This window comes from Rhizobium sp. BK112, from assembly GCF_014193215.1.
Taxonomy (GTDB): Bacteria; Pseudomonadota; Alphaproteobacteria; order Rhizobiales; family Rhizobiaceae; genus Rhizobium; species Rhizobium anhuiense.
This window is the reverse complement of record NZ_JACHYZ010000001.1, coordinates 687,191-701,703: the sequence shown is the minus strand read 5'-3', so window position 1 is coordinate 701,703 and position 14,513 is coordinate 687,191. Positions and strand designations below refer to the sequence as shown.

Here is a 14,513-nt window from a genome sequence, read left to right as displayed (position 1 = left end):
GCCCTATCACTTTGAATCGGCGCATAATCCTTTCCGAAAATCGCTTCCGATTTTCGGGGTTATGCGCTGCATTTCAGCCATGCCGAAAAATCTTCGCGATTAACCAAAGAAATTTCGCCTATGCGCTGGACAAGCCTGCCGATCCTGTTTATACGCCCCGTCACACCGCGCAGCCAAGCGCGAACGGGTGATTAGCTCAGTTGGTAGAGCAGCTGACTCTTAATCAGCGGGTCGTAGGTTCGAGCCCTACATCACCCACCAAATCTCTTGAAAAGATTGATGTTTCTGAATTCAGGCCGGATTTTCCGGCCTGCCGGGAACCGTTCTGGACGCCGGCGGCATGGTTCGTCTTGCCCTCAAGGCTGGCCGCCGCGATCCGCGCGCCCTATCTCCCTCTCACAGACGGGAGGGGTGCATGAGAAGCGTTATTTTGGCCGTCGCCTTGTCTCTGCCCTTGCCGGCCTTTGCCGCCGGTGCAACGGAGGTCAATGCGGGCGATCACAGCTGCGGCGAGCTTGCGCAGATCATCCGTCAGAATAAAAAGGTCTTTGTCCGCGTCGGCTTTGGCGGCCGCAGCTTCCGCTATCCGCCCGCCCAATGCAGCATGGGCGACAAACGCACCACCACCAGTTTTCGCGATGCTAAGGGGAAACAGTGCATTCTCGACTATGCCTGCGTCTTCGACCCGGCATCGCCCTATAATTTCCCCTAGAGCGCCGTTCGTCCTTTCGGACGCACAAAGGACGCTCTAACACTCTGATTGCGCCAGCCGCCTCTTTCTCACATGCAGGAGTTTCCATGAAAAGCACTGTTCTAGCCGTCGCATTGCTGTTTCCGTCCGCAGCCCTTGCCGTCGAGGCGGTGGAGGTCAATGCCCGCGATCACAGCTGCGAGGAGCTTGCGCAGATCATCAGGAAGGACAAGGCTGTTTTTGTGCGCATGGGCTTTGGCGGCCGCAGCTTCCGTTATCCGCCGGCCAGGTGCAATCTGGGCGACAAGTACGACACCGCCAGGGTAAGGGATGCCAACGGCAAGCTTTGCCTTCTCGACTACGAATGCGTCTACGATCCCCAGTCCTTCTATAACAGGATCCCCAAATAATATCCTGAAGCGTCGCCCAATACGGTTCCAGGCATCGGCTTCGAATCTCATGGGAGGCACGAACCACCGCCCTCTTCCTTCGAGGCCCCTTCCGGAGCACCTCTGGATGAGGGCTGATTGGTGTGGCGTGACGCGGACGAACTGATCGCCTATGCGCCGGCCTTGCCGAAATACCAGTCGATCACCGGCAGCATGGCGATGTTATAGGGATAGGCCGAGGGATCAGCCGAGCGGATGGCCACGGCGCCCGCGATCTCCTGGTCGTCGGCGACCAGCATGTGGCGCTCGATCTGCTCGATCATCTCGTCCGCCGTCATCTCGAAGCGGAAGAGCCGCAGCAGCGTTACCGTGCGCTTGTTATGGGTGGCGAACAGTCCCTGCCCCGCGACGGCATCGGCAAGATCGAGCCCGGTCTCTTCGTGGACCTCGCGGCGCATGTTTGCCTCGATGTCGCAGCTGTTGTCGACGATATCCTCCGGTTCGAGCGAACCGGCGGCGAAATAGACCTGGCCGGGATTGGCGGTATGGGCGCCCATGCGGATCGCCACCAGCGCGCCGTCGGAGCTTTCCAGCACCGGATAGGCGAAGACGTGAATGCCGCCCTGACGCTGCGGCTGCCGGCGCCACCACATGAACGCGGAAAAGGGAATAACATGGCCCTCGCCCACAATCCCGTCTTCGCTGAGCGATATCAGTCGCTGGAACACCATGCGCCCGTCGAATAGCGCCGGGTTGGCAGCGGTCTCTCGTGCCCAGTTCTCTCGAATCGCCGCTTCTTCGGTGGCGACGAGGGGATGGGGGCCGGGCAGGACGCGCAGATCCACGCCGGCAATCGGGAAGACCGTCGCCGACGGCGGCCAGCCGGCGAAATCATCGGAGAAATTGGCGTTGGTGAAATTCATGTTCAAATTCGTTTTCATGTTCGCTTTCAGGGGAGATCCAGTGTCATGACGACGGGGCAATGATCGGACGCCTTCGGCCTGTCCCAACCGGTGCGCGGATAACGCTCCACCTCCTGCCCTGGCGGGAAGATGGTGCGGTAGGGCTGGCCGCTGCGGATGATTTCGGGCAGGCGACCGGCATTATGGGCGGCGAGCGCTGGTGAAAGCCAGAGATAGTCGAGCTGGCAGAGCCACTGCTCCTGCGGCCCGCGCGCATGATAGAGCGTCCAGCGGTCCAGCGCCGCGCGGCGGCGTACGACGTTTTCGGCAAAGCCGTCGCGGCTGAAAACGTCGAGCGCGCTTTCGGCCTCGTCCTGATGCTCGAAACGATAGCCGGCGCCCCGCCGGCCGATGACGTCGACGCGCTCCTGATAATCATTCATGTCGCCGCAGATGGCGAAGCTCTTGGTGCCCGCGTGATCCGCACCGAAACGATCCTCGATGATACGGCGCACCGCGCGCGCCTCGGCACGGCGGATCGGCATGGTCGATTGCCGCCCGTCCAGCCCGTCGCGCGGATTGCCCATCGACTTGAAATGCACGACATAGAGCGAAAACGGCCGGCCGCCGATCAGAAGGTCGAGCTCCAGGCAATCGCGCTTGAAGATCTTGTCGTCGATGCGGTTGGTGAGCCCCAGTTCCTCGTCGAACAGATCGAGATCGCGATAGGTCGTCATTGCATGGCTGCGGATGTCCCTGAGCTCGATCTTCTGGCCGTCGCGCGTTTCCTCGCGCATCAGCACCGCGACATCGATGCCGCGGCTGTCATTGCCCTCGACCAGATATTTCTGCCGGTAGCCGTTTCCGACCATGCGGAAGAGATAGCCGTATTCAAAGGCCTGAAGAGCCGCCATGTTGTCGATTTCCTGCAGGCAGAGGATGTCGGCATCCGCATCGGCGATCGCGAGCGCCGTCATCTGCCGCGTATCGTCGGTCGCAGCGATCACCCGAGCCTGCTCGAGTTGCTGGTAGACGCCCTCGCTCGACACTTGGAAAAGCTTGATGACGCGGTCCTGGCGCAGCTGATTGCGGAAGCCGGTGAAATCGAAACGGGTCAGGAGATTTTCGACATTGAAGGTGGCGAGGCGAAGCGACATGGGAAGGATCCGGTTGCGGGGAGTACCTTAACCAGCAGAAGCCGCAGGAAAAGATGGCCGGCCAAGAAATATGCGGACAACCACCCCTCTTGCGGCCCCGGAGGCGATTGCCAGTGACTTAGGCCGCTGACATGCTCCCGCAGGCTCCGAATAATTCGTCCCGGACGACATTCACCGGTTCCGGGGCGGGAGCATTTCATGAAACGGATTTCTGCATCGATTGCGGTTTTGACTGCCCTCGCCGGCACCGGCCCGGCACTTGCAGACAGCTACGGTGCCATCACCTATTCGCCATCAACGGGCGCTCTGGGTTGGTCCAATGCCAATGACAATCGCGGCGACGCCGAAACCGTCGCCCGGCGCAATTGCGACAGCAGCGCCGATGACTGCCGCATCGCCATCTGGTTCCGCAATGGCTGCAGCGCGGTGGCCGTCGGCCATCGCGGCGGCTGGGGTTACGACAACCGTGAGGCCCAGCGTCAGGCGATCGGCAGCTGTGGACGTCAGACCGGAACCTGCCGTGTCATCCGCTGGCAATGTTCCGGCAGCGAGTGATCCCGAAAGGGCGCGGGCGTCTCAAAGCCGCCATGCCGCGCGCACCGATAACCTGAGACTGTCACCCGTCCGGACTGGAAAGCGGGAATAGGCCCGCAGCGCCTGCCCGTCGGCGAGGGTGAGCTTCAATGCATAGCGCTCGCCCTCGAAGAGAACGGATTCGACCGCCGCCGCGATCCCCTCGCCGGCGGCGGTATTCTCGCCGGAGACCATCACATCCTCCGGCCGGACGAGGACATCCATCCGGTCGCCGCTGGCGGTCCCGGCGACAGCACCGGCAAACAACGGCTCCAGCACAGGCCGGTCAAACGCCCTGCAATTTCCGGCAATCCGCGGCAGCGTCACGATCGCCCCTCGCCCGATCAGCCCGCCGACGACGCGGCCTTCCGGCCGGGCGTAGATCTCGGCCGGTGACGCCACCTGCAGCAGTCGCCCTTCCGACATGACGGCAACGTCGGTCGCGAGCGCCATCGCCTCGCTCTGGTCGTGGGTGACATAGATCATCGTCGCGCCCGAGCGTTGATGGAAATCGCGGAACGTTTCCTCCATCTCCTGTTTCAGGTGGCGGTCGAGATTGGCGAGCGGCTCGTCGAGCAGCACGACGTCGGGCGATGTGACCAGGCAGCGGGCAAGCGCCACGCGCTGGCGCTGGCCGCCGGAAAGATCGGCCGGCCGCCGTTCGGCATATTCGGCAAGCCGCACGATGCCGAGCGCATCGCGCACCTTCGTCCGATAGGTCTCGCCCGAAATGCCGCGCACCTTGAGGGGATAACCGACATTGTCGGCGACGCTCATATGCGGCCAGAGCGCATAGGACTGGAACACCATCGCCATGTTTCGCTTTTCCGGCGGCAGCGATTGCGCGGCATCGGCAAGCAGCCGCTCGCCGAGATGGACCGACCCGTCGGTCGGCGTCTCGAAACCGGCGATCATGCGCAGCACCGTCGTCTTGCCGCAGCCGGAAGGCCCGAGCAGCGCCAGGAAGCCACCCTCACGCACATCGAGCGAAAACCCGCTGACGACAGCCCGTCCGGTGCCGAAATCCTTGCCGAGCTGATTGAGGATCAGCCTCGCCATGGGACCACTCCTTTCGGCAGCTGTTTGGCCAGAAGCTCAAGCAGCAGCATCAGCATGACGACCATGACGACGACGAGCACCGAAAGCGCCGAAGCAAGGTCGGAACTGCCGCTGTCATCGAGATTATAAATGGCGACACCGAGCGTCTGCGTGCCGGCCGACCAGAGAAGTGCGGAGATCGTCAGCTCGTTGCAGGCGATCAGGAAGACGAGGATGACGGAGGCGCCAGCGGCCGGCGCGATCAGCGGCACGATGATATCGGCAAGCCGGCGGAAGAAGCCGGCCCCGGAAAGCCGTGCCGCCTCTTCGAGCGCCGGATCGAGCTGATGAAAGGCACTGACCACCGGTTTCAGGCTGACGGCGAAGAAGGAGGAGAAATAGGCAATCAGGATGATCCAGATCGTGCCGTAGAGCGAGACGCGCAGGAATGGGATGGGTGCAGCGAACACCAGGATGAAGGAAACAGCCATGACGATGCCGGGCAGCGAATAGGGTATTTCGATGAGGCCGGAAACGATGCGGGAAGCCGCATCCTTGCGCCGCGTCAGCGCATAGGCTGCAAGCATTGTCACCACCAGGAGACCAAGCGCGGTGGCGCCGGCAAGCGACAGCGAATTGACAAAGGCCGTGCGCGTCACCGCCTGCCGGAACAGGATCTCCTCAAAAGCATGCAGCGACATGGTCTTGAAGGTGAGCGGCACGCCATAGGCCGGCACCAGCGCGCCGGCAAGGAGCGCGAAGAAGGGCGCCGCCAGCATGAAGAACAGGATCACCCAGACGAGTGGCGCCAAGGCAAATCGCCAGGCACCGAGTTCGAAGGCGGCGCTCGCTCCGGATAGACCGATGACACGGTAGTCGCGGCCACGCAGTGCCCGGTCCTGGATCATCAGGCCGACGACCGAGATGATGGCGATGATCGCCGAGAGCACGGCGACATCGCCGAAGGTCCGGCTGGTGAAGGCGGAAAACTTGGTGAAGATGAGCGTCGGCAGCGTGAAGATCGAGGCCGGAATGCCGAGAATGGCGGGAATGCCGAAATTGCCGGTGCAGGAGACGAAGGAAATTGCCGCCCCGGCGATGATGCCGGGCAGCGACAGGGGCAGGATGATGTCGCGGAACACCCGCAGGCTGGAGGCGCCGGAAAGCCGTGCGGCCTCGACACCGTCGCGCGGCAGCGTCATCAAGCCGGCCCGAAGCGCCAGATAGACCAGCGGCGCATGCTGGACGCCGTAAAGCAGCGCGATACCACCCACCGAATAGAGCGGCTGCGGCGAGCCGAGCGGCGGGGCAATGGAAAGCGCCTTCAACATCGGGCTGGAGGGGCCGGACATCTGCACCCAGGCCAATGCCGTCACTTGCGGCGGGATCATCATCGGCAGCACGAAGAAGAAGCTGAGTGGCCCCTTGGCGCGGATATCGGTCAGCGTCAGCAGAAAGGCGAAGAGGCAGCCGATGACGAGCGAGATGATCGTGCCGAGGATGGCGGTGACAACCGTGTAATAGGTTGCCGACCACAGCGACGCCTCGCTCAAAACAGTCATCACGCCGCCATCGGCGAAGGCCGAGATCCCGACCATGGCAAGACGAGCGAGCGGCAGCACGCTGAGGATCAGGACGACGATGACGACAAAAGGAAACAGCCAGGCGGGCTGGCTGTTTCCTGTTTTGACATATCCGTGCATGAAAGTATCAGTTCGAACCGTAGATGCCCGAGAAGGTCTTCAGGTCCTGGTCGGTATTCTTCAACGCTTCGGCCGCCTTGATAGGCAGGACCTTGATGGTGTCGCGCGCCGGGAAGCCTTCCGGCACCTTCATGCCGTTGCGGGCCGGGATGTAGCCGAGCTTCTGAAAGCCTTCCTGGCCCTTTTCGGAGAGCACATAGTCGACGAACTTCTTGGCGGCGTCGGCATTCTCAGTGCTGGCGAGGATGCCGACCGGCTCGGTGACAACAGAAACGCCTTCGCTCGGGAACACGAAATCGACCGGAGCGCCCTTGGCCTTCTCGCGGATCGGCAGATAGTCAACGACCACGCCATAGGCCTTCTCGCCCGAGGCGACCGACTTCAGCACGGCGCCGTTGCCGCCGGCCGCGATCGCGCCGTTTTCCGCGAGCGACTTGTAGAAATCCCAGCCGAGGCCGGGAACGGCGGCAAGCGTCTGGGCGTGGATGAGTGCCGCACCCGAAGCAAGCGGGCTCGGCATGGTGACGAGGCCCTTGGCTTCCGGCTTGGTCAGATCCTTCCAGCTCGCAGGCTTCATCGAAGCCGACGTGTTGTACATGATGCCTGTCGTGATCAGCTTGGTGGAGTAGTAGTAACCGTCGGCATCATAGAGGGCAGCATCGTACCCTGCGGCTTCCGGCGACTTGTAGGCCAGGAGCCTGCCGTCTTCCTTGAGGCGCTCCAGCGTCACGACATCGGCGATCAGCAGAACGTCGGCGAGCGGGTTGCCGGCCTGGAGCTTCGCCATGATCTTCGGCGTGCCGTCGCGCACCCAGTCGACCTTGATATCAGGATTGGCGGCCATGAACCCATCGACCGTTGCCTGCGCATCTTCGTTCGGCTGGCTGGTGTAGAGAACGAGGTTTGCGGCCGAAGCCGGAAGGGCAAAGAGGCTCGCGGCGACAAGTGCTGCGGCAGAAACGATCGTTTTCATGGGAAGGATCCTCGATTTCGATACCCCTCCCTTATTAGGGGTCGTTGACAGCGATGTGACAGCACGCCGCAGCCGCCAGGCCCAGGCTTCACAACCTTCCTTGACCTCCCCCGGCTTTGCCGACAATCGGGGCGATAGCTGTGGCGCAATCTCGCAGGCGTCGTCTTCAACCCTGTGAAACATCCGATCATCTGGTATCCTGGCGCCAAGCAATCTCACCCAGGCGTGAACACTCGGAGATTGCCATTGCCGGGCTTTGCGCTACGTCACTCACGTTTCAATGAAGGAGGAATTTCTATGGAATATCGTCTGCTCGGCCGTTCCGGCCTGAAGATTTCGACTTTGACCATGGGCACGATGACCTTCGGCGGCGTCGGCTGGGCGAAGACCGTCGGGGACCTCGGCGTTTCCGAGGCTCGCAAGATGATCGATATGTGCATCGATGCCGGCATCAACCTGATCGATACCGCCAATGCCTATTCATCAGGCGAATGCGAAAACATCATCGGCGAGGTGCTTTCCGGCAAGCGGCCGCAGGGTGTGCTGCTCGCCACCAAGGCCCGCTTCAGCATGGGCGACGGCCCGAACGACCAAGGCCTGTCGCGCTACCACCTGGTCCGCGAATGCGAGGCGAGCCTCAAGCGCCTGAAGACCGATGTCATCGACCTCTACCAGGTGCATGAATGGGACGGCCAGACGCCGCTCGAAGAGACGATGGAAGCCCTCGATACCCTGATCAAACAGGGCAAGGTGCGTTACGTCGGTTGCTCCAACTATTCCGGCTGGCACATCATGAAGGCGCTTGGCATTGCCAACGAGCACAGGTACCAGCGTTTCGTCAGCCAGCAGATCCACTATACGCTGGAAGCCCGTGATGCCGAATATGAGCTGCTACCGATCTCGATCGACCAGGGCCTCGGCGTGCTGGTCTGGAGCCCGCTCGCCGGCGGCCTGCTCTCCGGCAAGCATCGCCGCAACCAGGCAGCCCCTGAAGGCACGCGCCAATTCGCCGGCTGGACCGAGCCGCCGATCCGTGACGAAAACCGTCTATGGAACATCGTCGAGACACTGGTCGCGATCGGCCAGGAACGCGGCGTTTCGGCGGCTCAGGTGGCGCTCGCCTGGCTAATCGGCCGCAAAGCCGTGACCTCGGTCATCATCGGCGGCCGCACCGAAGCCCAGTTCCGCGACAACATCGCCGCCGCCGAGCTGAAGCTGACGGACGAGGAGCGCAAGCGCCTCGACGCGGTCAGCCTGCCACTGGTGATCTATCCCTACTGGCACCAACTGAACACGGTCAGCGACAGGCTTGGCGAGGCCGATCTCGAGCTTTTCGCCCCGCATCTGCAACAATAGGCAGCGGATCAAGCACTGCACGGCCGCCACAAAACTCCAAGTCAACTAGGGCGTGAACTCATAAAAACGCAGCCATAGTCGCATGGAGGCGACGGGGGTCCGCTCGCCAATGGTTGCATCTCCTGATAAGCTCAGCATCACACTTCAGCTTAAATTAAGCCCCGATCTGGAGGCCTCGCATGCCTTGCAGCAGCGCGCTCGCTCCGTTCGTCATCGCCGCTCTCGTGGCCCTCGGTCCGCTGCCGGCTAGAGCGCAGAACAATGCTGCGCCACCGCCGGCGGCAATCTCCCACAGGGCCAAGCTTTGCGGGATGTGTCACGGTATGAAAGGTATGCCGACTGTTAAGAACACGCCAATCATCGCCGGCCAGCACGAGTCCTCTTTGCTGATAGCTTTGCAGGAATATCGCAATGGAGAGCGCACCGACGACCTCATGGGCCGGATCGCGAAGAATCTTTCCGACGACGACATGAAGGCGCTTGCGGCCTACTTCTCCGCACTGCCCTGGCCCGCCTACCGCGAGCCGGCCGACGCAGCGAGCATTACCCGCGTCCGAGCGCTCGACGCCGGGAAGAAGTGCACCTCGTGCCACCGGGAGGGTTTCGTCGGATACGCCAACACTCCGCGCGTCGCAAATCAGAAGCTGGACTACCTGATCAAAACCCTCTCCGACTTTCGCGATAACAAGCGCCCGAACATGCCCAGCATGACGGCCTTGGTGCGCAATTTTTCGGCCGACGACATCGCTGCCATGGCTCACTATCTTGCCGGCCTCTGACGATCAGTTCGGGGTCGGCGATGCACCGAATAGGGCCGACGAATAGCGATCACTGCGTTACGGCGATTGGCACCTCTTGCCCACGAACAAGCTATCCGTGCGCCGGTCATTTCTGGCCGTTTATCTGCTTAACAACCGCTCTGATTGCACTGCGTGACCTTTATGGCAATTGCTACATAAGTCCGCAAAAGTGTGCAGCGGTTTTGCGACCACGACATGGGTAAATCAAAGACCTAAAGCGTGGCAGGCGAATCTGAAGGATCGCGCCATACTTTAGTCGTCACAAAAGATGCACTTTCGCCGTGTTATCGTCAGACCCCGCCACTCCCGCGAGGTTCTCCATGCTGAAGAATTACAAGGTCCTGAAGGGCACGGCGAGCGCACTTGCCCTCGACGACGACAACGATCCTCATATCGAGATCCGCATCGAGGCAAACGGCGTCAGTTATCGCATCGCGCTCAATGTCCGCTCCAAGGAAACGCCGCACGATCTGCTCTACGCCAATATCGTCGATTTCAAGCACTCAGCGCTGACGGAGGCGCTCGAAGCGCTGCCGATGGGGCTGATCGACATCCGCAAGGACCGTCCGGAGCTTGCGATAGACTATGTTCGCGGCGGGCTGATCGAACGCGAGGATATGAATGTCGCACCCTTCCAGCTATCCGGCCCGAAGAACGACCTGCGCGACTTCATCGAGCCGATCGTCCAGGAAGGCATTGCCGATTCCGACGTGCATTTCTACGCCTTCGGCGAGGCCTGGGGTCCTGAGCACAACAAGCCGGACCAATATTTCCGTTTCGAGCCGGGCAACGGCATCCACGACATTCACATGAACCAGGGCGACGGCGGCAGCTTCAAGGCGACCAACGGCCCCAACCAGGACGGCGCCCTTCTCGTCCACTTCAACGATACCGACGAATGGGCGGCGATCTTCCTCTGCTTCCAGTCGCAGAATTGGAACACCGATGCGGCGACCGGCCATCCGGTTTCCGACAGCCGTGGCGGCCAGGGCCGCGGCGAAGGCACGCGCCGACCGCAGCCGATCGTCGCCTCGTCGCTGCGCATCGTCGCCGCGCTGATCAACCCGGTGAACGGCGAAGGCGGCACCGAGGCCGAAACGGTCACGATCATCAACCGCTCCGACATGACCGCATCGCTCGACGGCTGGAAGCTGGAAGACGAAAACGGCAGGACCCAGACACTGTCGGGGTCGCTTGGCGCAGGCGAGCTGCGCACCGTGGCACTCGATGCCGCGGCCGGCGGCCCGCAGCTTGCCAACAGGGGCGGCGACATCATCCTGCGCAACGCCGACGGCGCCGTGGCCGACCGGGTCGGCTACGGCAAGAGCGAGACGGCGAACGAAGGCTGGACGACGATCTTCTGATCGACGCCCTCGCCAGCCTGGATCAGCCGCCGATTTCGGCCGAGATCAGCGCGCCCAAGCGGCCGATGCCGTCCTCGATCATCTGCTCGTTGGCGCAGGAGAAGCTGACGCGGAAGGTGTTGGCGCCGGAACCATCGGCGAAGAATGCCTTGCCGGGTACGAAGGCGACCTTGGCGGTCTCCAGCGATTTCGCCAAGAGCTTGGCGCCATCCATCCCCTCCGGCAGCGTGATCCAGATAAACATGCCGCCCTCCGGCTTCGTCCAGCTCGTGCCTTTGGGCATATATTTCTCGAGTGCCGTCAGCATGCAGTCACGGCGCTTGCTGTAGGCGGCCTTGATCTTGGCGACCTGCGCGTCGAAGCCGCGCTCGGCGACATCTGATATCGCCATCTGGTTGATCGTCGAGGAATGCAGGTCGGCCGCCTGCTTCATCAGCACCAGCTTGCGGATGACAGGCGCATTGGCGACGATGAAGCCGACGCGAAGGCCAGGCGCCAGCGTCTTCGAGAAGCTGCCGCAATAGATGGTGCGCGTATCGTTGATATGGCCCTTTTCGGCAATCTCGAGCGCCAGGATCGGTGGGATCGGATCGCCGTCGTAACGCAACGACTGGTAGGCCGCATCCTCGATGACGGCGATGTCGAGGTCTTCGGCTAATGCCAATACCTTCTTGCGGCCATCGAGATCGACGGTCTCGCCGGTCGGGTTGGAGAAATCGGCGGAGAGATAGGCGAACTTCACCTTGCCGCCGGCAGCCGCTGCGGCCGCCCGATAGGATTCCGGCGTCCGGTTGCCGTTCGGCGTCAACTGGTCATAGGCCGGTTCATAGGCGTTGAAGGCCTGCAGCGCGCCGAGATAGGTGGGCCATGTCACCAGCGCGGTATCACCAGGCGACAGGAATAGCTTGCCGAGATAATCCAGGCCCTGCTGCGAGCCTGATACAATGAAGACGTTGTCGAGTTCGCAGGGGATGCCGAGAGCTGCCATCTGCTTGACCAGCCATTCGCGCAGCGGCTTGTAGCCTTCGCTCACTGAATATTGCAGCGCCGAGTTGACGGCGGCGCCGTCGAAGATATCGGCATAGGCCTGCTTGAATTCCCGATCCGGAAACAGCGCCGGATCAGGGATGCCGCCGGCAAAGGAGATGATGTCGGGCCGGTCGAGAAGCTTCAGCAACTCGCGGATCTCGGATGCGCGCATGCGCGACGAGCGCGACGCAAACATGGTGTCCCAGTTCAGCATGGGGTTTCCTCATATTTTCTATACCGCCGACAAACCATGCCAGGGAAATTATGTCAATAATACTGACCTATTTTCTTGTCATGGTGACAAGCGTAGACGCCATCCGATATCGAAGACGCTCGATCCCGAATTTGCTGCTCGACGTCAGCCACTCCAAGCGATTATTCCTCTGATCAAAGTCGAAACCGGCTGATTCAGACCTTTCCAAGACCAGCTCGGCGGCAGTAGTGTCGCCGCCACTATTCAAATTACTATCAAGGTGCCAGCAATGACCGTGACGTCGGCCTCTCCTGAAATCAAAATCGAACTCCACCAGTCTCCCGTCTCCGACGCCGATCGCATCCAGGCACTGGAGACACCCGGCTTCGGCAAGGTGTTCACCGATCATATGGTCCTGGCACGATGGACTGCCGACAAGGGCTGGCACGATGCGAAGGTTACGCCCAGGCGGCCGCTGGAGCTCGATCCCGCGAGCGCCGTGCTGCATTATGCTCAGGAAATCTTCGAGGGCATGAAAGCCTACAAGGCAGACGATGGCCGGATTCTGCTCTTTCGGCCTGAAGAGAATGCCCGCCGCTTCGCGCAGTCTGCAGCCCGCATGGCGATGCCTCCTGTGCCCGAAGAACTCTTCCTGAAGGCCGTCGAAGAACTGGTCCGCATTGACAAGGCTTGGATTCCGTCCGGCGACGCCAGCCTCTACCTTCGCCCCTTCATGTTCGCCAACGAGGCGTTTCTCGGTGTTCGTCCGGCTCAGGAATATATCTTCTGCATCATCGCCTCTCCGGTCGGCGCCTACTTCAAGGGCGGCGCGAAGGCCGTCTCCCTGTGGGTCGAGACCGAATACACCCGTGCGGCTGCCGGCGGCACCGGCGCTGCAAAATGCGGCGGAAACTACGCAGCCAGCCTCGTGGCGCAAGCCGAGGCGGCGAAGAAGAATTGCGATCAGGTCGTCTTCCTCGACGCAACAGAGCATCGTTGGGTCGAAGAACTCGGCGGCATGAACGTCTTCTTCTTGATGAATGACGGATCGGTGGTGACCCCGCCCCTTGGCGGCACGATCCTGCCGGGCATCACCCGGGCCTCCGTGATCGTACTCGCCGAAGAAAGAGGCTTGCGCGTCGAGCAGCGTCCCTACTCCTTCGCGGAATGGCAAGACGACGCTGCCAGCGGCAAGCTCGTCGAAGCCTTCGCTTGCGGCACTGCCGCAGTCCTGGCGGGCATTGGCCTGGTTCGACATGCCGGCGGCGAGTTTCTGGTCGGAGACGGACAGACCGGCAAATTGACCAGCGAACTGCGCCAGCAGCTCGTCAGTCTGCAGAAGGGCGTAACGAACGATGAGCGCGGCTGGACCCGCCTTATCCCGGCCTGAATTCCCGACGTTCCACGCAAACGGCGGCGTCAACACCGACATGGTGGGCGCCGCTCTCCGCCTCGCGCGCAAAGCCGCCGGGCTGTCGACCCTATTCCGCCCTCGCCGGAGTTCGTGTCGAGCTGCACGATACGCTACGATGCTCTTCGAGCGGACGGCCACCAAGCAATCCGCGGATCTCTTTCGAAACCGCGCGCCGCCCGGTCTTTTGTGGCCGAGTCAGCGGGAAGAATCATCGCTACTTCTCCTTTGGCGACCAAAATAGCACTAACGCCGAAAACACTTCGTCATTGACGGATGTCAGATGAATTCTTACCATTCATCTATCGATGGAGGAAAGGTAAGAATGACAACCGCAACCCTCTCCACAAAATTCCAGATCTCCATTCCCAAGGAAGTGCGCGAACAGCAGCACTGGTCGGCGGGGCAGGAATTCGTGTTCATCCCCAAAGGGAAAGGCGTGCTGCTGATGCCGGTCCCGACGCTTGCCGATCTTCGCGGCATTGCCGAAGGCGCTGACAAGGAAAACTACCGCGACCGGAACGACCGTTTCTGATGCGCGTGGTCGACAGCTCCGCATGGATAGAATGGCTGACGAAAAGTGCCGCCGGAACCCGGTTGCAGGCCAATATCCCGGTGCGCGATCAATGCATCGTTCCAACGATCGTGCAGCTCGAGCTCTCCAAATGGCTGGCACGCGAGAAGGACGAGGAAGCCGTCGACAGCTTCATCGCTTATACCGCGACATGCATGGTTGTCTCTCTCGACACGACGCTTGCCCGCCGTGCTGCCGAAATCTCGACGATCCACAAACTCGCCACCGCCGATGCGATCATTTATGCGACCGCGGAGCGCCATGATGCCGACATCCTGACCTGCGACGCCCATTTCAAGGATCTCGAACGCGTCATCTATGTCGATAAAAAAGACTGACCTGGATGTGACCCAAGTGCTC

General features: G+C 61.5%; 15 protein-coding genes and 1 tRNA gene. 10 read left to right on the top strand and 6 right to left on the bottom strand.

All coding sequences use genetic code 11. The features are described from left to right. The first annotated feature begins 185 nt into the window (after nucleotides 1-185). The 3 genes from FHT75_RS03320 (at nucleotide 186) to FHT75_RS03310 (ending at nucleotide 1,101) form a co-directional block, all read left to right on the top strand. Nucleotides 186-261 (top strand) — tRNA-Lys (locus FHT75_RS03320). A gap of 154 nt (nucleotides 262-415) precedes the next feature. After that, nucleotides 416-712 carry a hypothetical protein gene (locus FHT75_RS03315; protein ID WP_047610748.1) on the top strand — a complete coding sequence of 99 codons (297 nt, stop codon included), beginning with the start codon at nucleotides 416-418 and terminating at the stop codon, nucleotides 710-712. 86 nt (nucleotides 713-798) lie between these two features. After that, nucleotides 799-1,101 (top strand): hypothetical protein, encoded by a 303-nt coding sequence (locus FHT75_RS03310; protein WP_097594224.1) that lies wholly within the window; start codon nucleotides 799-801, stop codon nucleotides 1,099-1,101. Nucleotides 1,102-1,250: 149 nt separating this feature from the next. Here the strand turns inward: FHT75_RS03310 and FHT75_RS03305 are convergent, their stop codons facing one another. Next, the gene (locus FHT75_RS03305; protein ID WP_063474653.1) at nucleotides 1,251-2,021 is read right to left on the bottom strand and encodes an NUDIX hydrolase; all 771 of its coding nucleotides are present in this window, start codon (nucleotides 2,019-2,021) and stop codon (nucleotides 1,251-1,253) included. Nucleotides 2,022-2,029: 8 nt separating this feature from the next. Further along, nucleotides 2,030-3,139 carry an endonuclease/exonuclease/phosphatase family protein gene (locus FHT75_RS03300; RefSeq protein ID WP_063474652.1) on the bottom strand — a complete coding sequence of 370 codons (1,110 nt, stop codon included), beginning with the start codon at nucleotides 3,137-3,139 and terminating at the stop codon, nucleotides 2,030-2,032. A gap of 198 nt (nucleotides 3,140-3,337) precedes the next feature. Between FHT75_RS03300 and FHT75_RS03295 the strand changes: the two genes are divergently transcribed. Then, nucleotides 3,338-3,694 carry a DUF4189 domain-containing protein gene (locus tag FHT75_RS03295; protein WP_047610755.1) on the top strand — a complete coding sequence of 119 codons (357 nt, stop codon included), beginning with the start codon at nucleotides 3,338-3,340 and terminating at the stop codon, nucleotides 3,692-3,694. Between the two features lie 21 nt (nucleotides 3,695-3,715). On the opposite strand, the gene FHT75_RS03290 is transcribed toward FHT75_RS03295, so the two are convergent. From FHT75_RS03290 to FHT75_RS03280, 3 genes are read right to left on the bottom strand one after another with little or no spacing between them, the layout of a single operon-like run. Next, on the bottom strand, nucleotides 3,716-4,771 hold the full coding sequence (locus FHT75_RS03290; RefSeq protein ID WP_047610757.1) for an ABC transporter ATP-binding protein: 1,056 nt from the start codon (nucleotides 4,769-4,771) through the stop codon (nucleotides 3,716-3,718). Then, nucleotides 4,759-6,453, bottom strand: a complete 1,695-nt coding sequence (locus tag FHT75_RS03285) for an ABC transporter permease (protein ID WP_063474651.1) — start codon at nucleotides 6,451-6,453, stop codon at nucleotides 4,759-4,761. Before FHT75_RS03285 ends, FHT75_RS03290 begins: the two co-directional genes overlap by 13 nt. A gap of 7 nt (nucleotides 6,454-6,460) precedes the next feature. After that, a complete protein-coding gene (locus FHT75_RS03280; protein WP_183844633.1) occupies nucleotides 6,461-7,426 on the bottom strand; it encodes an ABC transporter substrate-binding protein in 966 nt (321 codons plus the stop codon). A gap of 297 nt (nucleotides 7,427-7,723) precedes the next feature. Between FHT75_RS03280 and FHT75_RS03275 the strand changes: the two genes are divergently transcribed. The 3 genes from FHT75_RS03275 (at nucleotide 7,724) to FHT75_RS03265 (ending at nucleotide 10,946) form a co-directional block, all read left to right on the top strand. Beyond that, nucleotides 7,724-8,782 (top strand): aldo/keto reductase, encoded by a 1,059-nt coding sequence (locus FHT75_RS03275; protein ID WP_063474649.1) that lies wholly within the window; start codon nucleotides 7,724-7,726, stop codon nucleotides 8,780-8,782. Between the two features lie 323 nt (nucleotides 8,783-9,105). Beyond that, entirely contained in the window at nucleotides 9,106-9,561 is a 456-nt protein-coding gene (locus tag FHT75_RS03270) for a c-type cytochrome (protein WP_244604775.1), read from the top strand. 341 nt (nucleotides 9,562-9,902) lie between these two features. Continuing rightward, complete coding sequence (locus FHT75_RS03265) at nucleotides 9,903-10,946, top strand: DUF2278 family protein (protein WP_063474647.1); 1,044 nt, start codon at nucleotides 9,903-9,905, stop codon at nucleotides 10,944-10,946. Nucleotides 10,947-10,968: 22 nt separating this feature from the next. Here the strand turns inward: FHT75_RS03265 and FHT75_RS03260 are convergent, their stop codons facing one another. After that, nucleotides 10,969-12,189 carry a PLP-dependent aminotransferase family protein gene (locus FHT75_RS03260; protein WP_047610768.1) on the bottom strand — a complete coding sequence of 407 codons (1,221 nt, stop codon included), beginning with the start codon at nucleotides 12,187-12,189 and terminating at the stop codon, nucleotides 10,969-10,971. A 268-nt stretch (nucleotides 12,190-12,457) separates the two neighbouring features. Here FHT75_RS03260 and FHT75_RS03255 point away from each other — a divergent pair, with 268 nt between their 5' ends. The 3 genes from FHT75_RS03255 to FHT75_RS03245 all read left to right on the top strand — a co-directional run bounded on the left by FHT75_RS03255 (nucleotide 12,458) and on the right by FHT75_RS03245 (nucleotide 14,491). Continuing rightward, nucleotides 12,458-13,558, top strand: coding sequence for a branched-chain amino acid aminotransferase (locus tag FHT75_RS03255; RefSeq protein WP_063474646.1), 1,101 nt, complete (start codon nucleotides 12,458-12,460; stop codon nucleotides 13,556-13,558). Nucleotides 13,559-13,904: 346 nt separating this feature from the next. Beyond that, nucleotides 13,905-14,114 (top strand): AbrB/MazE/SpoVT family DNA-binding domain-containing protein, encoded by a 210-nt coding sequence (locus FHT75_RS03250; RefSeq protein WP_047610772.1) that lies wholly within the window; start codon nucleotides 13,905-13,907, stop codon nucleotides 14,112-14,114. After that, complete coding sequence (locus FHT75_RS03245) at nucleotides 14,114-14,491, top strand: type II toxin-antitoxin system VapC family toxin (protein ID WP_047610774.1); 378 nt, start codon at nucleotides 14,114-14,116, stop codon at nucleotides 14,489-14,491. The genes FHT75_RS03250 and FHT75_RS03245 overlap by 1 nt, the downstream gene beginning before the upstream one ends. Nucleotides 14,492-14,513: the final 22 nt, after the last annotated feature.

Bases quoted from the DNA above. Each gene is read 5' to 3' on its own strand.
- FHT75_RS03315 (WP_047610748.1), top strand. From the start codon at position 416: ATGAGAAGCGTTATTTTGGCCGTCGCCTTGTCTCTGCCCTTGCCGGCC.
- FHT75_RS03310 (WP_097594224.1), top strand. From the start codon at position 799: ATGAAAAGCACTGTTCTAGCCGTCGCATTGCTGTTTCCGTCCGCAGCC.
- FHT75_RS03305 (WP_063474653.1), bottom strand. From the start codon at position 2,021: ATGAAAACGAATTTGAACATGAATTTCACCAACGCCAATTTCTCCGAT.
- FHT75_RS03300 (WP_063474652.1), bottom strand. From the start codon at position 3,139: ATGTCGCTTCGCCTCGCCACCTTCAATGTCGAAAATCTCCTGACCCGT.
- FHT75_RS03295 (WP_047610755.1), top strand. From the start codon at position 3,338: ATGAAACGGATTTCTGCATCGATTGCGGTTTTGACTGCCCTCGCCGGC.
- FHT75_RS03290 (WP_047610757.1), bottom strand. From the start codon at position 4,771: ATGGCGAGGCTGATCCTCAATCAGCTCGGCAAGGATTTCGGCACCGGA.
- FHT75_RS03285 (WP_063474651.1), bottom strand. From the start codon at position 6,453: ATGCACGGATATGTCAAAACAGGAAACAGCCAGCCCGCCTGGCTGTTT.
- FHT75_RS03280 (WP_183844633.1), bottom strand. From the start codon at position 7,426: ATGAAAACGATCGTTTCTGCCGCAGCACTTGTCGCCGCGAGCCTCTTT.
- FHT75_RS03275 (WP_063474649.1), top strand. From the start codon at position 7,724: ATGGAATATCGTCTGCTCGGCCGTTCCGGCCTGAAGATTTCGACTTTG.
- FHT75_RS03270 (WP_244604775.1), top strand. From the start codon at position 9,106: ATGAAAGGTATGCCGACTGTTAAGAACACGCCAATCATCGCCGGCCAG.
- FHT75_RS03265 (WP_063474647.1), top strand. From the start codon at position 9,903: ATGCTGAAGAATTACAAGGTCCTGAAGGGCACGGCGAGCGCACTTGCC.
- FHT75_RS03260 (WP_047610768.1), bottom strand. From the start codon at position 12,189: ATGCTGAACTGGGACACCATGTTTGCGTCGCGCTCGTCGCGCATGCGC.
- FHT75_RS03255 (WP_063474646.1), top strand. From the start codon at position 12,458: ATGACCGTGACGTCGGCCTCTCCTGAAATCAAAATCGAACTCCACCAG.
- FHT75_RS03250 (WP_047610772.1), top strand. From the start codon at position 13,905: ATGACAACCGCAACCCTCTCCACAAAATTCCAGATCTCCATTCCCAAG.
- FHT75_RS03245 (WP_047610774.1), top strand. From the start codon at position 14,114: ATGCGCGTGGTCGACAGCTCCGCATGGATAGAATGGCTGACGAAAAGT.